Source organism: Aeromonas sp. PrichA-15, from assembly GCF_017939245.1.
Classification (GTDB): Bacteria; Pseudomonadota; Gammaproteobacteria; order Enterobacterales; family Aeromonadaceae; genus Aeromonas; species Aeromonas caviae.
On record NZ_JAGKRH010000001.1, the window covers coordinates 1 to 17,361 of the forward strand.

The 17,361-nt window shown below is 64.7% G+C and carries 15 protein-coding genes; 8 read left to right on the forward strand and 7 right to left on the reverse strand.

Annotated features, from left to right (window positions below; genetic code table 11):
- Positions 1-399: 399 nt before the first annotated feature.
- On the reverse strand, positions 400-714 hold the full coding sequence (locus tag J9889_RS00005; RefSeq protein WP_010674057.1) for a hypothetical protein: 315 nt from the start codon (positions 712-714) through the stop codon (positions 400-402).
- A 285-nt stretch (positions 715-999) separates the two neighbouring features.
- Here J9889_RS00005 and dcuC point away from each other — a divergent pair, with 285 nt between their 5' ends.
- Together dcuC and J9889_RS00015 are read left to right on the forward strand one after the other, a co-directional pair.
- Complete coding sequence (dcuC, locus tag J9889_RS00010; RefSeq protein WP_210555783.1) at positions 1,000-2,382, forward strand: C4-dicarboxylate transporter DcuC; 1,383 nt, start codon at positions 1,000-1,002, stop codon at positions 2,380-2,382.
- Positions 2,383-2,519: 137 nt separating this feature from the next.
- The gene (locus tag J9889_RS00015; protein ID WP_210555784.1) at positions 2,520-3,659 is read left to right on the forward strand and encodes a M20 family metallopeptidase; all 1,140 of its coding nucleotides are present in this window, start codon (positions 2,520-2,522) and stop codon (positions 3,657-3,659) included.
- 70 nt (positions 3,660-3,729) lie between these two features.
- On the opposite strand, the gene J9889_RS00020 is transcribed toward J9889_RS00015, so the two are convergent.
- The 3 genes from J9889_RS00020 to asnS all read right to left on the reverse strand — a co-directional run bounded on the left by J9889_RS00020 (position 3,730) and on the right by asnS (position 7,610).
- Positions 3,730-4,386: an adenine nucleotide alpha hydrolase gene (locus J9889_RS00020; RefSeq protein WP_210555785.1), complete on the reverse strand. Its 657-nt coding sequence runs from the start codon at positions 4,384-4,386 to the stop codon at positions 3,730-3,732.
- 127 nt (positions 4,387-4,513) lie between these two features.
- Positions 4,514-5,857: an anaerobic C4-dicarboxylate transporter gene (locus tag J9889_RS00025; RefSeq protein WP_039039870.1), complete on the reverse strand. Its 1,344-nt coding sequence runs from the start codon at positions 5,855-5,857 to the stop codon at positions 4,514-4,516.
- Positions 5,858-6,209: 352 nt separating this feature from the next.
- Entirely contained in the window at positions 6,210-7,610 is a 1,401-nt protein-coding gene (asnS, locus tag J9889_RS00030; RefSeq protein ID WP_039039869.1) for an asparagine--tRNA ligase, read from the reverse strand.
- Between the two features lie 168 nt (positions 7,611-7,778).
- On the opposite strand from asnS, the gene J9889_RS00035 reads away from it, so the two are divergent.
- Complete coding sequence (locus tag J9889_RS00035) at positions 7,779-8,153, forward strand: hypothetical protein (RefSeq protein WP_223915971.1); 375 nt, start codon at positions 7,779-7,781, stop codon at positions 8,151-8,153.
- On the opposite strand, the gene J9889_RS00040 is transcribed toward J9889_RS00035, so the two are convergent.
- Complete coding sequence (locus tag J9889_RS00040) at positions 8,141-8,962, reverse strand: HAMP domain-containing protein (protein ID WP_210555786.1); 822 nt, start codon at positions 8,960-8,962, stop codon at positions 8,141-8,143. The two genes, J9889_RS00035 and J9889_RS00040, sit on opposite strands and share 13 nt — an antisense overlap.
- 135 nt (positions 8,963-9,097) lie before the next feature.
- On the reverse strand, positions 9,098-10,372 hold the full coding sequence (bioA, locus tag J9889_RS00045) for an adenosylmethionine--8-amino-7-oxononanoate transaminase (protein ID WP_210555787.1): 1,275 nt from the start codon (positions 10,370-10,372) through the stop codon (positions 9,098-9,100).
- 193 nt (positions 10,373-10,565) lie between these two features.
- Between bioA and bioB the strand changes: the two genes are divergently transcribed.
- From bioB to htpX, 5 genes are all read left to right on the forward strand, one after another.
- A complete protein-coding gene (gene bioB, locus J9889_RS00050; RefSeq protein WP_210555788.1) occupies positions 10,566-11,654 on the forward strand; it encodes a biotin synthase BioB in 1,089 nt (362 codons plus the stop codon).
- Entirely contained in the window at positions 11,651-12,847 is a 1,197-nt protein-coding gene (bioF, locus tag J9889_RS00055; protein ID WP_210555789.1) for an 8-amino-7-oxononanoate synthase, read from the forward strand. Before bioB ends, bioF begins: the two co-directional genes overlap by 4 nt.
- Positions 12,837-13,640, forward strand: coding sequence for a malonyl-ACP O-methyltransferase BioC (gene bioC / locus J9889_RS00060; RefSeq protein ID WP_041212694.1), 804 nt, complete (start codon positions 12,837-12,839; stop codon positions 13,638-13,640). The genes bioF and bioC overlap by 11 nt, the downstream gene beginning before the upstream one ends.
- Positions 13,641-13,748: 108 nt before the next feature.
- Positions 13,749-14,429 carry a dethiobiotin synthase gene (gene bioD / locus J9889_RS00065; RefSeq protein WP_210555790.1) on the forward strand — a complete coding sequence of 227 codons (681 nt, stop codon included), beginning with the start codon at positions 13,749-13,751 and terminating at the stop codon, positions 14,427-14,429.
- A gap of 113 nt (positions 14,430-14,542) precedes the next feature.
- On the forward strand, positions 14,543-15,415 hold the full coding sequence (htpX, locus tag J9889_RS00070) for a protease HtpX (RefSeq protein WP_010674070.1): 873 nt from the start codon (positions 14,543-14,545) through the stop codon (positions 15,413-15,415).
- Between the two features lie 80 nt (positions 15,416-15,495).
- Here htpX and J9889_RS00075 read toward each other — a convergent pair whose 3' ends face one another.
- Complete coding sequence (locus J9889_RS00075) at positions 15,496-17,298, reverse strand: hybrid-cluster NAD(P)-dependent oxidoreductase (RefSeq protein ID WP_210555791.1); 1,803 nt, start codon at positions 17,296-17,298, stop codon at positions 15,496-15,498.
- Positions 17,299-17,361 lie beyond the last annotated feature (63 nt).

Consider the following 17,361-nt stretch of genomic DNA (forward strand, 5'->3'; position numbering starts at 1 on the left):
TGCGCTTTGGTGGCATCCATGAATATCGACTGGGAGAAGCTCCGCCACAAGTAACGGAGCTAACAGGAGACCAGCAGATCATTTTGGAGGTATTGGGTGAGCGCTATCGGCAAATTTATTCCTAAATCAGGTGCGGAATGTCGGTTTTACCAGTCAGGCCGAGTGGAGAAGGGAGGGGGCCGCGCGCCAGCACACGCTGGTCTGTGACGGGATGCGCTGCCAAAGGGGGAGACCGAGGGAGGAGGCCCTTATGCTGCACGCCTGGTCGGATAGGACGACAGGGGGCAGGGCGCCTCACAGGGACACACACCTGGCCTGGGGCCGGGGAAGAAACGGTGGGGGCCAAAAACCAGAACGCGCCTGCTGGTATGGGCGCGTTCCGGATTCAGGGGGCGGCACTCAGTGCAGGGTGGTCCACTCGTGATCGAAGACCCGTGCCCGCTCCCAGGGGGCATCCGGCAGGCTGGAGGAGAGGCCGGCGTACTTGCCCACGTCATCCATCACGATGGCGGAGAGAATGGGCAGGTGATTTTCGGTGCAATACATGCGGATGCGTTGCAGCAGGGTGCGCAGTTCATCCTGGCACTGCTCCAGTCCGGCCTGCCTGGCCAGTTTGGAGTAACGAATGGTGGTGCGTTCCTTTGCAGACTCGACGAGGATGTCCCACAGCTTGCAGTCGCAGGTCGGGGTGCCTGCGGTGGCTTGGTTTGTCATAACTCTCTCCGGTGCGAAATGGTCGCTCTGTGTCGACGGGCATCTTGGCCAGTTCACCCCGGCGGGATGTTGATCCAACGCAAACAAAGTGGCGGTTGTCGGTCAGGGATACCCTGGGGAGCATTCTAGATCCAGTTCTGTGATGTTAAGTGTCGTTTTTAATTTTATTTTCGGAATAAAAATCTGCAACCGTTTGCTTTTTCCATCTTTATTGATGGTGATCAAGAGGAAAGGGGAGATCCCCCACTAGATTGCGCTTCTCGATAATCTTGTCAGGAGTGCACCTTGGAACTCGTCTTCGTCTTCGTCTTGCTCGTGCTGATCGCCGTGGTCTACGGCATCATCAAGGATTACAACCCGCAGGCGGTGCTGGCGCTGGCGGGCATGGCCCTCTTCACCGTCGCCTACTGGCTGGGACTGCACCCCATTCTGCCCGCCGACAAGAGCACCGGCTTCGCCCTGTTCGACCTGTTCGAGGTGTTCAAGGGGATCTTCTCCTACCGGGCGGCGGGCCTTGGCCTCACCATCATGGCGGTGGCGGGCTTTGCCACCTACATGTCCCACATCGGCGCCTCCCAGGCCCTGGTGCGGGTGGTGGTCAAGCCGGTGGCGGGCATCCAGTCCAGCTACCTGATGCTGGCCATCTGCTACCTGGTGGCGGTCTTCGTCTCCCTGTTCGTCACCTCTGCCACCGGCCTCGGCCTGCTGTTGATGGTCACCATGTACCCGGTGATGCGCAACCTCGGCATCAGCCCGGCTTCCGCCTGCGGCGTCATCGCCACCTCCCAGGCGTTCGAAATCGGCCCGACCCAGACCAACGCCATCTTCTCCGCCGGTCAATCCGGCATGGATCCCACCAGCTACTTCGTCGACTACCAGATCTGGCTGGTGGCCCCCATGCTGCTGGTGACCATGGTGCTGCACTTCTTCTGGCAGCGGCACTGTGACCGCCAGGAGGGCTGGGATCCGGCCCTGCATCGCGGCGAACACGCGGAGCTTGACGAGAAAGGGGCGGACGAGGTGGCCGAGCCAACCTGGTACGGCCTGCTGCCCATCATCCCCTTCGTGCTGATGATGACCTTCTCCAAGCTCCTGGTGACCAGCATCAGCGTCAGCGTGGAGGTGGCCATGCTGCTGTCGGTCTTTATCGGCATGCTGTGCGAGCTGCTGCGCACCCGCTCGGTGCGCACCGCCTTCGCGGGGCTGTCGAGCTTCCTCGACGGCATGGGCAAGGTGTTCGGCCCCGTGGTGGCGCTGATCGTCTGTGCCGAGCTCTTCGCCGAATCCCTCAAGGCCATCGGCGCCATCGACACCCTGCTGCACTCTGCCAGCAATGCCGGCATCGGCAGCGGCCTGATGACCCTGGTGATGGTGGGGCTCATCATGGTGGCGGCGGTCATCATGGGCTCGGGCAACGCGGCCTTCCTCAGTTTCTCCTCCCTGGCCCCCGCCGTGGCGGCCAAGTTTGGCGTGCCGGCGGTAACCATGCTGCTGCCGATGCAGCTCGCCTCCAGCATTGGTCGCACCGTCTCCCCCATCGCGGCGGTGCTCATCGCCTGTGCGGGCATCGCCAAGGTCTCTCCCTTCGTGGTGGTCAAGCGTACCAGCGTGCCCATGGCGGGGGCCCTGGTGACGGCGCTGCTCCTCAACTATCTGCTGTTCATGTAAAGGCTCTGGTGTAGAGGCGGCGGCCAGCTGATCCACGCTGGCCGACCGCCGTTGACGAGGCGGCGCCGAGTGCCCGCCCACTCTTATCGTTGCAAAAACAGTCTGTGTTTTACGCAGATTGTTCCATGGAGAAGACAATGAACGACCTCACGCGCCCGTTTTCACTCGATACCTATCTGGCGGATCTGGCCCCGCTCATCAACCTCGACTGCGGCACCCGCACCCCGGCCGGGGTGGCCCGGGTCGCCGATATCATGACCGAGAAATATGAGGCCATCGGCTGGCAGGTGACCCGCCACCAGTTCGCCGCCGAGTGCGGCCCCTGCCTCGAGGCAACCAATGCCCCGGGGGCGGATCACTACGACGTCATGCTGGTGGGCCACATGGACACCGTCTTCCCCGAGGGGACGGCGGCCAAACGCCCGCTGAAAGTCGAAGGCAATCAGGCCTTTGGCCCCGGCGTGTCGGACATGAAGAGCGGCCTGCTCTCTACCTGGTATGCCTTGAAAGAGCTGGACCCGGCCGTGCTGGCCAGGCTCAAGGTGCTGGTCTGCTGCAACTGCGACGAGGAGATAGGCTCCCCCTGGTCCAAGGAGTGGCTGGTGGAGCGAGCCAGACAGAGCGGCTGCGTGCTGGTGGCCGAGGCGGCGCGCCCGAGCGGGGATCTCATCAGCGCCCGCAAGGGCAATGCCAAGTACCGCATCACCTTCCACGGCAAGGCCTCCCATGCGGGCTCGGCCCTGGCACAAGGGATCTCCGCCATCACGGAGCTGGCCCACTGGGTGCTTGCCATCAACGAACAGGTCAACATGGAGACCGGCACTACCATGAACGTGGGGGTGGTGCAGGGGGGCACCAGCGTCAACGTGGTACCCGACTTTGCCGAGGCGATCGTCGATCTGCGCTTCTGGAGCAATGCAGAGGCGGCAGCGGTGCACGACCGGCTCACCTTCATGGCCAACAACCCCTTCCTCGCCGGTTGCCGGGTCGAGGTGGCGCGTCAGAGCTTCAAGCCCGCGATGCGCCCGAGCGGCGACACCGAGGCCCTGATGGCACTGGTGGAGGCGGCAGGCAGGGAGGAGGGAGTCCCCTTCACCTGGCTGGAGGCCGGTGGCGGCTCCGATGCCAACTTCACCGCGGCGGCAGGCGTGCCGTCCCTCGATGGCTTCGGCCCCATGGGGGGCGGCTTTCACTCGGAGGCGGAATTCCTGCTGCTGGAGAGCATCGAGCCGCGCATCCGCCTGCTTAAGCGGGTGTTGGGCAAGCTGGCCAACTAGGTTAACGTTAAGGACAAGCAAAACGGGAGGCCATCGCCTCCCGTTTTTTATGTGCCGCCCTCGAGAGAGGTCATTCCTCGTCCTCTTGCAGATAGGCGAGGTGCTCCTGGCGCGCCACCTGCCAGTGGCCGAGCGTCAGCGGCGCCGCAAACCCGGGGCCGTCGGTCACCATGGTGTGGTACTCCCCCTGCTCGCCGCAGGCATCGAAGCCCCGGGTTGCTGCCAGTTGCTGCAATTCGGCCTGGGTGGTCGCATCGAGCTTGCGCCCCACCCACTCGGGGGCCAGCACCCGGGTATCGACGCAGGAGAGGTGGGCGACGATGCCGCGGGTCAGCATGTCCGCCAGCAACGCCTCGCGGGATTGTTGCCAGAGCGGGGTGTGAACGGTGAGCCCCAGGGGGCGACAGCGCTCGCGGATCCAGTTCGGCGCGCCCCCCACGCTGTCGATGTCGCCGGTGACGACCCCATCGAGTTGCCACTCCTCTTTCAATGCCGCCAGGGCCTGCTCATAACCGAGATCGAAGGGCGCCTCGATGGTGACCAGCCGATGGGGCAGCGCGAGGGCCGCCGCCTGACGGCGAACCTGTGACAGGGGATGGGCGAGAAAGCGGGGCGCTGGCGGGGCAAAGGTGACCAGGGCCACCACCTGATGGCCCGCTTCCCGGGCGTGGCAGAGGGCCTGCATGGCATCTTTGCCGCCGCTCCAGAGCAGGATGACGCGAGACATGGGGGATTTCCGCTGAATAAAAGAGGGCTCATGCTACCCAGAGTGGGGGGCGATGGCAAAGCGCGGGCCGGGGATGCGGGGATAAAAAAGCGGCTCCCACGGGGGAGCCGCTCGCACTGGATGCCTGTTACAGCAGGATGCTGGTCAGGATGAAGCCCAGGGTACAGGAGGTCACCACCCCGATGAGGCCCGGAATGATGAAGCTGTGGTTGATGATGAACTTGCCAATGCGGGTGGTGCCGGAGCGGTCGAAGCCGATACAGGCGAGATCGCTCGGGTAGGTCGGCAGCACGAAGTAGCCGTAGCTTGCCGGCAGGAAGGCGATGAGCAGTTTGGGTTCGACCCCCAGCGCCAGCCCCATGGGGGCGATGGCGGTGAGCGCCGCGGCCTGGCTGTTCACCAGCTTGGAGATGAGGAAGAGCACCAGAGCGTAGGTCCAGGGCTGGGCCTGTACCACGTGGGCCAGGGTCTCCTTGAGCAGCGGCATGTGGGCCTGGAAGAAGGTTTCGCTCATCCAGGCGACCCCGAACACGGAGAAGATGGCGACCATGCCCGCCTTGAAGACGGCGCCGTTGGCGATCTCCCCTGGCTTGACCTTGCAGCGCATCAGGATGATGGCGCCGGCGATCAGCATCATCATCTGGATCACCAGGTTCATGGAGAGGGGGCCCGTCTTCTCCTTGATGGTGAAGACGGGGCGCAGCGCCTCATCGGCCCCCAGCAGCACCACGGCAGCGATGGCGGCGAAGAAGATCCAGGTGGACCAGTAGGCCTCTTTCGGGAACTTGGTGTTGAGCAGGGTTTCACCACCGCCGTAGATGAAGTCCCGCTGGGCAGGGTCCTTGATCTTGGCCTGGAACTCCTCGTCCTTGTCCAGATCCTTACCGCGGCGCAGGCTCCACAGGGCCGCCATCATGACCCCCGTGAGAGAGGAGGGGATGGCGACCATCAGGATGTCGAGCAGACCGTAGGCCTGACCCACGCCGTGAGCCGCCGCCAGGATGGAGACCATGGAGACCACGGCCACCGAGACCGGCGAGGCGCAGATGGCCATCTGGGAGGCAACGGACGCCACTGCCATGGGGCGCTCCGGGCGGATGTTCTTCTGCAGCGCGATGTCGGCGATGATGGGGAACATGGTGTAGACCACGTGGCCAGTGCCGCACAGGAAGGTGAGGGTCCAGGTCGTGAGCGGCGCCAGCAGGGTGATGTACTGGGGGTGGCGGCGCAGCAGACGCTCGGCCACCTGCATCATCAGGTTGAGACCGCCGGCGGTCTGCAGGGTGGCGGCGCAGCCAATGACCGCCAGTATGGTCAGCATCACTTGCACCGGCGGCTCGCCCGGCACCAGGCCGAAGACGAAGGTCAGCAGGAACAGACCGATACCGCTGATAAGACCCAGCCCCATGCCCCCGAAGCGGGTACCCAGCAGCAAGCAGCCGAGTACCACCAAAAATTCCATCAAGATCATTCCATTACCTCGTGTGTTTTATCCATGTCCCCATCGGCCAGCTGCCCGGGATCCGCTGTCATCAATTACCCCTGAAGGGTTAATGGATATTTTGTCACCCCTAAAGGGGTAAAAAATTGCGTTGCTTCAACAACCGGCTTTTTTCCGATTTAAGTGCATAAAAACTACGGTTCAGCCCTTGAACAGGGGGCCGCGTCCTGGCGCACACCAGATAAATGACGGGAAAGATGGGGGAGCGCACAGGGTTGGGCATGCAAAAGGCGGGAATAACGGGGGCAGGAAGAGCGAGGCGGGCATAAAAAAAGCCGACCCCGGGGGTCGGCTTTTGCACGGTGCGAGTGGGCGGGTCGCCTTAGAACTCGGCGGTGCGGGGAGTACGGGGGAAGGGGATCACGTCGCGCACGTTGCCCATGCCGGTCACGTAGACCACCAGGCGCTCGAAGCCCAGACCGAAGCCGGAGTGGGGCACGGTGCCGTAGCGACGCAGATCGCGGTACCACCAGTAGTCTTCCTTGTTCAGGCCCATCTCGGCCAGACGGGCATCCAGCACCTCGAGACGCTCTTCACGCTGGGAGCCGCCGATGATCTCGCCGATCCCCGGGGCCAGTACGTCCATGGCGGCAACGGTCTTGCCGTCGTCGTTGAGGCGCATGTAGAAGGCCTTGATGTCCTTCGGGTAGTTCTTCACCACCACCGGGGATTTGAAGTGCTCCTCGGCCAGGTAGCGCTCGTGTTCGGAGGAGAGATCGATGCCCCAGGAGACCGGGAACTCGAAGCTCTTGCCGCAGTTTTGCAGCACGTCGATGGCGTCGGTGTAGTCAATCTGGGCGAAGTCGGAGGCGACGAAGCGCTCCAGACGGCCGATGGCGTCCTTGTCCACGTGCTGGGCGAAGAACTCCAGATCGTCGCGGCGCTCGGTCAGCACGGCGTTGAAGACGTACTTCAGCATGGCTTCGGCCAGGGCGGCGTTGTCTTCCAGATCGGCGAAGGCCACTTCCGGCTCCACCATCCAGAACTCAGCCAGGTGGCGGCTGGTGTTGGAGTTTTCGGCGCGGAAGGTCGGGCCGAAGGTGTAGACCTTGGACAGGGCGCAGGCGTAGGTTTCGACGTTCAGCTGGCCGGACACGGTCAGGAAGGTCTCCTTGCCGAAGAAGTCCTTGTCGTAGTCCACCTTGCCTTCGGGGGTGCGCGGCAGGTTTTCCATGTCCAGGGTGGAGACGCGGAACATCTCGCCGGCCCCTTCGGTGTCGGAGGCGGTGATGAGGGGCGCCGCGATCCAGAGGTAGCCCTGTTCGTGGAAGAAGCGGTGAATGGCCTGGGAGAGGCAGTTGCGCACACGGGTCACGGCACCGACGATGTTGGTGCGGGCACGCAGGTGGCCCTGCTCGCGCAGGTACTCGATGCTGTGGCGCTTGGCAGACATGGGGTAGGTGTCCGGATCTTCGACCCAGCCCACCACCTTGACCTCGGTGGCCTGCAGTTCGAACGCCTGGCCGCTGCCCTGGGACTCGACCACGGTGCCGGTCACTTCGACGGAGCAAGCTGTGGTCAGACGTTGCACTTCATTCTCGTAATTGGCCAGGGTATTGGGGGCGACGGCCTGCACCGGATGGAAGCAGGAGCCATCGGAAACGGCCAAAAATGAGATCCCCGCCTTGGAATCGCGGCGGGTCCGGATCCACCCTTTCACAGTCAGGGTGGTGCCGACCGAATACTTACCGGCCAGCACATCAACTACGGATGCGTGCGTCATCGAAATATTGTCTCCAGCTTGTTCTTGCAGCGCTATTTGCAACACTAGGGGTCTGGCCCGGGCGCAGTTGGCCCACCATGGCAGACTAAGCCGTTCATCTTACCCGCGCAGGTTTGATAAACAAGCAAAAATGTCGGACCCTTGCGGGGATTTCCCCATGCATCGTGCATGGATCATGGCGGCTGGACGGGGGTGAAGGTGAAGGAGCGCAGGCGGGGGCCGGATGGCTGGATACGGGTGTTGCAGGGGCTGGTGATCCTCTGCTGGGGCGGCTTTGTCGCCCTGCTCTCCCTCTATCACTTCGCCCGGCCAGAGGTGGCTTACGGCTTTCTGGTCTATGGGGGCGTCAAGGTGCGCCAGAGCTGGGACCCCCTGCTCACCCCCTGGCTGGAGCGCGGGCTCTGGGGTTGCTGCCTGCTGACCCTGGTGGTGCTGGTGCTGGCCCGTGGCCGCAGCCGTCGGCAGGAAGATGCCCGCCACGTCAATCTCTTCATCCTGCTGCTGATCCTGGTGGCCTGCCTGCTGCTTTACTACCGGGGCTGAGGGCCGTCGCCGTCATCCAGCCCCTGAGAGGCGGGGCGCTTGCCTATCTGGCGCTCCACGCTGTCGAGCATCTGGTTGTAGGCGAGCGCCACCCGGCCAATCTCGTCCCCTTCATCCCCCTCCAGCCTGTGGCCGAAGTCGTTGCGATCGGTGGCCTCCTCCATGGAGCGGGTGAGCTGGTTGAGGGGGCGGACTATCCAGGTGCGGATGACCCAGAGGGTGAGCAGGAGTCCCAGCCCGAAGATGAGGGTGAGGCTCAGGGCCGAGGTGAGGATGTTCTGCTCCACCCGGGTAAACAGGGTGTCGAGGGAGTAGTCAAAACGCACCGCCCCCAGCACGGTGTTTTCCGGCACCTGGTGGCAGCTGGTGCAGTCGGTACCGCGAAAATCCTTTCTGGCCAGCAGCGGGCGGGTCACCACCAGCCGGCTGTGCATGCCCTCATGCTCTACCTCCAGGCTCCCCTTGCCCGCCAGCGCCAGGGCATCGTACCTGTCCTTCGGGGCCTCGTCGTCACGGCCCGGCCCGTACTGCTTGTTGACCGCCGCCCCGCGCACGATGCGGGCATCTTCCACGTGGGCGTGATCGAGAAACTTGGCGCGCAGGGTGTCGCGGGCGTCCATCTTGCCGGTCAGCATCAGCATGTTGAGGCCGTCGAAGTAGGCCTCGGTCTGCTCGCGGCTCTGCTCCTTGATAAGGGTCAGGATGAGGTCACGCTCGCGCACCGCCTGATAGGCCGCAGAAAACACCAACACCATGGAGAAGATGAAGAGCAGGAAGAAGTTGATCTTGGCAGCAATGGAGAGGCGCATGGGACTGGTACATCTGTTGGGTAAAACCCGCGCAGTCTACTCTCCTCGCCGGACGGGTTTTGGTGTCTTGCTCACATTCTGATGAAAAAGCGCCAAAAGGCCCTGCGTTCTCATGCAGGGCCCGTTCAACCGGACTCAATATTCGCCGCTGGTGATGGCCTCGTGGATGGCGCCGGTCAATACCCGCAGCTCTTCAGGGGGGATGACGAAGGGGGGCATCAGGTAGATGAGCTTGCCAAAGGGACGGATCCAGGCGCCCAGCTCCACGAACTTGCGCTGGATGCGCGCCACGTCCACCCGCTCCTTCATCTCCACCACCCCGATGGCGCCGAGCACCCGTACATCCGCCACCGCCGGGTGCAGGGTCAGCTCCACCAGTTCGGTTTTGAGTTGGTGTTCGATGACGCGAACCCGCTCCTGCCAAGGTGAGGCGAGCAGCAACTCGATGGAGGCGTTGGCCACCGCGCAGGCGAGCGGGTTGCCCATGAAGGTGGGGCCGTGCATGAAGACGCCCGCCTTGCCGTCACACACGGTGCGAGCCACATGCTCGGTAGTGAGCGTGGCCGACAGCGTCAGGTAGCCGCCGGTAAGCGCCTTGCCCAGGCACATGATGTCGGGGCTGATCCCTGCCCAGTCGCAGGCAAAGAGCTGGCCGGTGCGGCCAAAGCCGGTGGCGATTTCATCTGCTATAAGCAGCACGCCGAACTCGTCGCACAGGGCGCGCACCCACTGCAGGTAGCGGGGGTGGTAGAAGCGCATGCCGCCCGCCCCCTGGACGATGGGTTCGAGCACGATGGCGGCAATTTCCTCGTGATGATCCGCCACCAGGGTGGCCAGCTCCACCACGCTCTGCTCGTCCCACTGGGCGTGGAAGCGGCAGCTTGGCGCTTCGACGAAATGGTGTTCGGGCAGGAAGCCCTGGTAGAGCTCGTGCATGCCGCCATCCGGGTCGCACACGCTCATGGCGCCGAAGGTGTCGCCGTGATAGCCGCCCCGAAGGGCAACGAATTTGGCGCGGGGCGTCCCTTTGGCATGCCAGTACTGCTGGGCCATCTTGAGGGCCACCTCCACCGCCACCGAGCCGGAATCCGCCAGAAAGACCCGATCCAGCCCCTTCGGGGTGATCTCCACCAGTTTGCGGCAGAGCTCGACCGCCGGGGCATGGGTCAGGCCGCCAAACATCACGTGGGACATCTTGCCGAGCTGGGCGGTGGCGGCCGCGTCCAGTTCCGGCACCTGATAGCCGTGAACGCAGGCCCACCAGGAGCTCATGCCATCCACCAGCTCGCGCCCGTCCGTCAGGGTGAGGGTCACCCCTTTGGCGCTGGCCACTTCATAGCAGGGCAGGGGATGGGTGAGGGAGGTATAGGGGTGCCAGACGTGGTGCAGGTCGAATTCTTGGTTGGTCATTTTGTGTTCTGTTGTCAATTGATTTGATCTGGTCGGTGTTGACAGTCTACGCGTGCTCTCTACACTAGCCAACAATTTCAGCCACTTGGCTTCGCGCACGCCCTGGTGTCGCGCTGTCCAGCTGGCGGGTCTTGCGGCGAACGCTCTCTTGAGCGCGGCGCAGGATCCCACCAATAACAACCGGAAGCCATGTATGAATGCTCTCACCGCGGGTGCCCACGCCCTTCGTCACGACTGGACCCTGTCCGAGGTTCAGGATCTCTTTGCCCTGCCATTCAACGATCTGCTGTTCCAGGCCCAGACGGTGCACCGCGCCCATTTCGACCCGAACGAGGTGCAGGTGAGCACCCTGCTCTCCATCAAGACCGGGGCCTGCCCGGAAGATTGCAAATATTGTCCCCAGAGCGCTCGCTACCACACCGGGCTCGAGACCGAGCGGCTGATGGAGGTGGAAAAAGTGCTGGAGCGGGCCCGGGAGGCCAAGGCCAACGGCTCGTCCCGTTTCTGCATGGGGGCGGCCTGGCGCAATCCGAAAGAGAAGGACATGCCCTACATCCTGCGCATGATTAAAGAGGTGCGCGGGCTCGGCATGGAGACCTGCATGACGCTGGGGATGCTGACCGCCGATCAGGCGGCGCGTCTCGGGGCGGCGGGGCTCGATTACTACAACCACAACCTCGACACCTCGCCGGAGTTCTACGGCGACATCATCACCACCCGCACCTATCAGGACAGGCTCGACACCCTGGAGCATGTGCGCGGCGCCGGCATGAAGGTCTGCTCCGGCGGCATCGTCGGCATGGGGGAGCAGGCGAAAGATCGGGCGGGCCTCCTGATGGCGCTCGCCAATCTGCCGCGCCACCCGGAGAGCGTGCCCATCAACATGCTGGTCAAGGTGAAGGGGACGCCCCTGGAGAACCAGGAGAACCTGGACCCGTTCGAATTTATCCGCACCATCGCCGTGGCGCGCATCATGATGCCGGCCTCCCACGTGCGCCTCTCCGCCGGGCGGGAGAAGATGAACGAGCAGATGCAGGCCATGTGCTTTATGGCCGGGGCCAACTCCATCTTCTACGGCTGCAAGCTGCTGACCACCCCCAATCCGGACGAGAACAGCGACATGCAGCTCTTCAAGCGCCTTGGCATTCGCCCCGCCCAGCGGGCCCAGAAGCCGGATCAGGTTCAAGAGGAGGAGCTGCTGGCCGAGGTGAACCGCCAGAGCGAGCCGAGCGAACTCTTCTACGATGCCACCCGTTCCCGCGCAGATGTCCTCCGTCCATGATGACGCCCGTTGTTACCGGCCCCTTTGCCCTGGGGGAGGCGCTGGCCGAGCGTGAACAGGCCACCCTGCTGCGCCGACGCACCCCGGTGGATGTGGCGAGCGGCGGGCGGATCCGGGTCGGGGGGCGTGATTACCTCAACGTCTCTGGCAACGACTACCTGGGCCTTGCGGGTCACCCCGCCGTCAAGGCCGCCTTCACGGCGGGGGTGGCGCAATATGGCGCGGGGGCAGGTGCCTCGCCCCTGGTGACCGGCTACAGCCGCGCTCACCAGGAGCTGGAAGAGACGCTTGCCGACTGGCTCGGGGTGGAGGCGGTGCTGCTGTTCAACTGCGGCTTCTCCGCCAATCAGGCGGTGCTCAAGGCCCTGCTCGGCAAGGATCACCTGCTGTGGCAGGACAGGCTCAACCACGCCTCCCTGCAGGAGATGGGGAGCCAGCTACCTTGCAAGATGAAGCGCTTTTGCCACAACGACATGGCGGCCCTTGAGCGGCTGCTTGAGCCAAACCGGGGCCTGATCGTCTCGGAAGGGGTCTTCAGCATGGACGGGGATCAGGCCCCCTGGGCTGAGCTGGCCACACTCGCATCCCGAAGCGGCAACTGGCTGATGATTGACGATGCCCACGGCCTCGGCGTGCTGGGTGCCGAGGGGCGCGGCACCCTGGCGGCCCAGGGGGTGAACCCGGCCGGCGTGCACATCCAGATGGGGACCTTCGGCAAGGCGCTCGGGGTGGCCGGTGCCTTTGTGGGTGGCAGTCGCGAGCTGGTGGAGTACCTGGTCAATTTTGCCCGCCACTATGTCTACAGCACCCATATGCCCCCCGCCCAGGCGTGCGCCGTGCGCCAGAGCATCGAGCTGGTACGCGTAGCCGACGAGGCCCGTGCCCACCTGGCTCGCCTTGTCGCCCGGTTCCGGCAGGGGGCGCAGGCGCTCGGCTGGCGGCTTGGGGCAAGCGATACCCCCATCCAGCCGCTGCTGGTGGGGGAGAGCGTCGCTGCCCTGCAACTGGCTGAGCGGCTGCGGGAGTGCGGTGTCTGGGCCGGCGCCATCCGCCCACCCACGGTGCCGGTCGGCACGGCGCGCCTTCGCATCACCCTGTGCGCCGCCCATGGCGAAGATGACGTGGATCGCCTGCTCGAGGCCCTGGGACCCCGCCCATCCACCGACGAGAGAGGGGGCGCCCATGGTGCATGAGCGTTTCCAGTCGGTGGACAAGGCGCAGCTCGCCCGCCGCTTCGGGGCGGCGGCCCGCCACTACGACGCCCACGCCCGCTTCCAGCAGGAGGTGGGGCAGTCGCTGCTGGCGCGCATGGACGAGGGGGGCGTGAAAGAGGTGCGCTCAGGGGCCGGGCTGGATCTGGGCTGCGGCACCGGTTTCTTCCTGCCTGCCCTGGCCCCGCGCTGCGAGACGCTGACCGGGCTGGATCTCGCTCCCGGCATGCTGGCCCAGGCGGCCCTTCGCGGCAGCGGAGCCCGCCTGGTGTGCGGCGATGCGGAGGGGCTGCCCTTTGCCGACCAGAGCCTGGACTGGGTTTTCTCCAGCCTGGCCCTGCAGTGGTGCGAGCGGCCGGCCCAGGCCTTTGCCGAGCTCAACCGGGTGCTCAAACCCGGTGGACAGGTCTTCTTCTCGACCCTGCTTTCGGGGTCACTGTGGCAACTGCGGGAGGCCTGGCGGGCCGTGGATGGTCGTGACCATGTCAATCGCTTCCTGACGTTGCCTCAGTTGCAGCAGGCGGCCCGTGACGGGGGCTTCGAGGCCCCGGCACTCTGCCCGCTGACCTGGTCCCTCGCCTACCCGGCGCTCAGCGGACTGCTGCGCGACCTCAAGGGGATAGGCGCGAGCCAGGTCAACGACGAGCGGTCTGCGGGCCTGGGTCATCGCCAGCGCCTGGTGCGACTGGGGGAGGCCTACGAGCGCCACCGTCAACCGGACGGCCTGCTGGCCGCCAGCTACGAGGTCTGCCTCGGGCGCCTGGTGCGGCGCTGACACAAAAAGACCCGGCGCACCCACCCCTTCAGCGGCAGGACGCGCGCCTGCCTTTCACCATGGATATCGGGGCGCCTCTGCGCCCCTGCACTGCATCGAGGAATCATCATGGGGACATCCTATTTCATCACGGGCACGGACACCGACGTGGGCAAAACCCTGGTGGCCCGCACCCTGTTGCTGGCGCTTGCCGCCAGAGGCATTCGCTGCGCCGGGTACAAACCGGTGTCGGCGGGCTGCACCCGCACCCCGGAGGGGCTTCGCAATCTGGATGCCTTGCTGTTGCAGCAGGCGGCCACGGTTGCGCTGCCCTACGAGCAGGTCAATCCCTATGCCTTCGAGCCGCCCATCGCCCCCCATATCGCCGCCCGTGAGCGGGGGGTGAGCATCCCCTTCGAGGGGCTGTCCGCCGGCTTGCGGGAGATTGAGGGAGCTGGGGCCGAACTCGTGATCGTCGAGGGGGCGGGGGGCTGGTTCCTGCCGCTGGATCATCAGCGTCTGCTCTCGGAGTGGGTCGCCCAGGAGCGGCTGCCGGTGATCCTGGTGGTGGGGGCCAGGCTGGGCTGCCTCAACCATGCCCTGCTCACCGTCAGCGCCATTTGCCAGCAGGGGTTGACCCTGGCGGGCTGGGTCATCAACCGGGTGGATCCGCACATGAGCCGCTACGTGGAGAACCTGGACACCTTGAAAGCCATGTTGCCGGCCCCATTTCTGGGGGAACTCCCCTTCGTGGACGCGGTGAATGAGGTGGATTTGCACCACTGTCTCGATGTGTCGCCCTTGCTCTGAGGCCAGACATTCAGCAAACATTCATCGAGTCTGTCTATTATCTGGGGCAAGTCTGGCATCGGTCGCCCCTGGGGCGCCCCGAACCATGCATCCATATCTCACAAGGAGTCAATATGAAGCGAATTATGCTATTCCTGGTGACCAACCTGGCCGTCATGCTGGTGCTGGGGGTGGTACTCAATATCCTGTTCTCGGTTCTGGGGATCAACAAGTCCAGCATTTCCGGTCTGTTGGTGTTCTGCGCCGTGTTCGGTTTTGGGGGTTCCTTTATCTCCTTGCTGATGTCCAAGTGGATGGCCAAGCGCAGCTATGGCGTCCAGGTCATCGAGCAGCCCCGCAACGAGACCGAGCACTGGCTGGTGAGCACTGTTGCCCGTCAAGCCCGTGAGGCTGGCATCAAGATGCCGGAAGTGGGGATCTACGACTCCCCCGAGATGAACGCCTTTGCCACCGGCGCCCGCCGTGACGACTCCCTCGTCGCCGTCTCCTCCGGTCTGCTCTACAGCATGAGCCGCGACGAGGCGGAAGCCGTGCTGGCCCACGAGGTGAGCCACGTGGCCAACGGCGACATGGTGACCCTGACCCTGATCCAGGGGGTGGTGAACACCTTCGTGATGTTCTTCGCCCGCATCGTGGCCGGCGTCATCAGCAACTTCTTCAGCTCCAACAACGAGGAAGAGAGCAGCAGCACCGGCGGTTTCGCCTACATGATCACCGTGTTCGTGCTGGAGATGGTGTTCGGCGTGCTCGCCTCCATCATCGTCATGTGGTTCAGCCGTCAGCGCGAGTTCCGTGCCGACGCCGGTGCTGCCAAGCTGGCCGGCCGCGACAAGATGATTGCCGCGCTCCAGCGTCTCGCCCGCGGTGCCGAGCCGCAGATGGAGGGTTCCATGATGGCGTTCGGCATCAACGGCAAGCGCTCCATGAGCGAGCTGTTCATGAGCCACCCGCCCATCGAGCAGCGCATCGCCGCCCTGCGTGGCTGATAGCCAGTCATCTAAAGAAAACGGCTGCCCTCGGGCAGCCGTTTTGCATTCCGGGGACGGGGTTTTGCCCCCCGATCACCCTATTTGATCACCAGATCCGTCAGGGGCACGGCGCAGCAGGCGAGGATCTTGCCCTCGGCCCGCTCGGCGGCGCTGATGGCGGGGGCATCGGGGTGATCCACCTCGCCCGAGACCAGGGTCTGCTTGCAACTGCCGCAGATGCCGGCACGGCAGCTCCAGGGCAGCTCTACCCCCTGCTTGTTGGCCTGATCCAGCACGGTGCCCTGGTTGTTGCCCGCAAACTCCCGCTCGCCGATACGCAGTTGCACCGCCTGATGGGGGCGTGCCACCGAGAGCAGGGCCCCGCCAAAGCTCTCCTGGCGGATGCGCCCGGCCGGTACGCCGAGGGCGCTCAACCGGTTGGCTGCATCGGCCATGAAGCCGTGGGGGCCGCAGATGAACACCTCCCGCTCCTGCAAACCCCGGATCCGGCCCAGGTGATCGTCATTCAGACGGCCGCTGAGCCCCTGCCAGTGTTTGTCAGGCTGGCTCAGGATCAGGGTGAGGGTCATTCCCTGCTGCGCCATGGCGTGCAGCTCGCTGGCGGCAGGAATGTCTGCCTCGCTGCGACACAGGTGCATGAAGTGGACGTCATCGAGCTCCCCCCGTAGTGCCAGAGTGCGGGCGATGGAGAGCATGGGAGTGACCCCCGAGCCTGCAGAGAGCAGCAGCAGCCTGCGCTCGGCCCCTAGGTGAAACTCGCCGGCCGGGGGGGCGGCCAGCAGGTGATCGCCCACGCGCAGCTCATGGTGCAGCCAGGGGGAGAGGCGGCCATCGGCCAGCTTCTTGACGCTGATGCTGTAACGCTCGGGCCGCTCCGGCGTGGAGCTCAGGGTGTAGCGGCGTTGAACCCGTGTGTTTTTGATATCGAGGCTGATGGGCAGGTGCTGGCCAGGCAGGTAGTCGGGCAGGGGCTCGCCGTCGGCGGCCTCGAACCAGAAGGTTTCCAGATCCCGGGCCAGGGGTTCCCGGGCGACGCACACCAGCTCCCGCTTTTTCGGGGCCGCGTTGGGGTAGACCGGCGCCCGGGCCCGCTCCAGCACCTCGATCTCGCTGCCCGCTTCAATCCACCCCTCGTTCAGGGCCACCAGATTCTGGCCGAAATAGACCTCACCATCTTCGCCACGGCGGTAGCGGGTGAGGGTGGCCAGCGGCTCTTTCAGGGCATTGAAGCGCTCCGTGCCTGCCTCCACCGTGGTCATGATGCAGCGGCTGCACGGCTTGTCCACCCGAAACTCCACCTCGCCGATGCGGATCCGCTTCCAACCATCCTCTTCGAAGGGGCGGGTGCCGCTCGCCACCAGGTTGGTACGAAACTGGCTCATCTGGTGCAAGGCATCGGATCTCAGGTTGAGATCCTCAAGGGAAGCCTGGCTGATGAGCAGCAAGGGGTAGCCGTCCGCAAAGCTCACCCGGGTGCCGGTCTTCTCCCGAAAACGATCGGATGCCTCCCCGAGCCAGAGCAGGCGCACCGGCTCCCTCGCCACCCGGCTCAGCCACTCATCGGCGTCGGGCCCGGTGTGCAGGGCGGTAAAGCGATCCCCCCAGACACCGGTGTGCTGAGGGGCGCGACTGAACGCCGCCTCCATGAGGGCAAGGGGGGGCAGACCCGGATAGCGCAGTTGCAGCCCCCCCTCGACGGGGGTGGCCACCACCTGCTGCAACTGGGGATGGGTGCGGGCGGTGATAAAGGTGCCATCCGGTTTGACCACCATGTAGCGGCGATCCCCGGCAAGTCCCTCCTGGGTCACCCGGGCGCGCTCCAGCGGCATGCCTGCCGTCGATTTGATGGGGTAGAGATGTATGCTGGCGAGGGTCGGCATGTCCTGGTCCTTGTGCTGTGGGGATTCCTGTGAAGAGGGGAAGATAACGATTCCTGCCCCGGG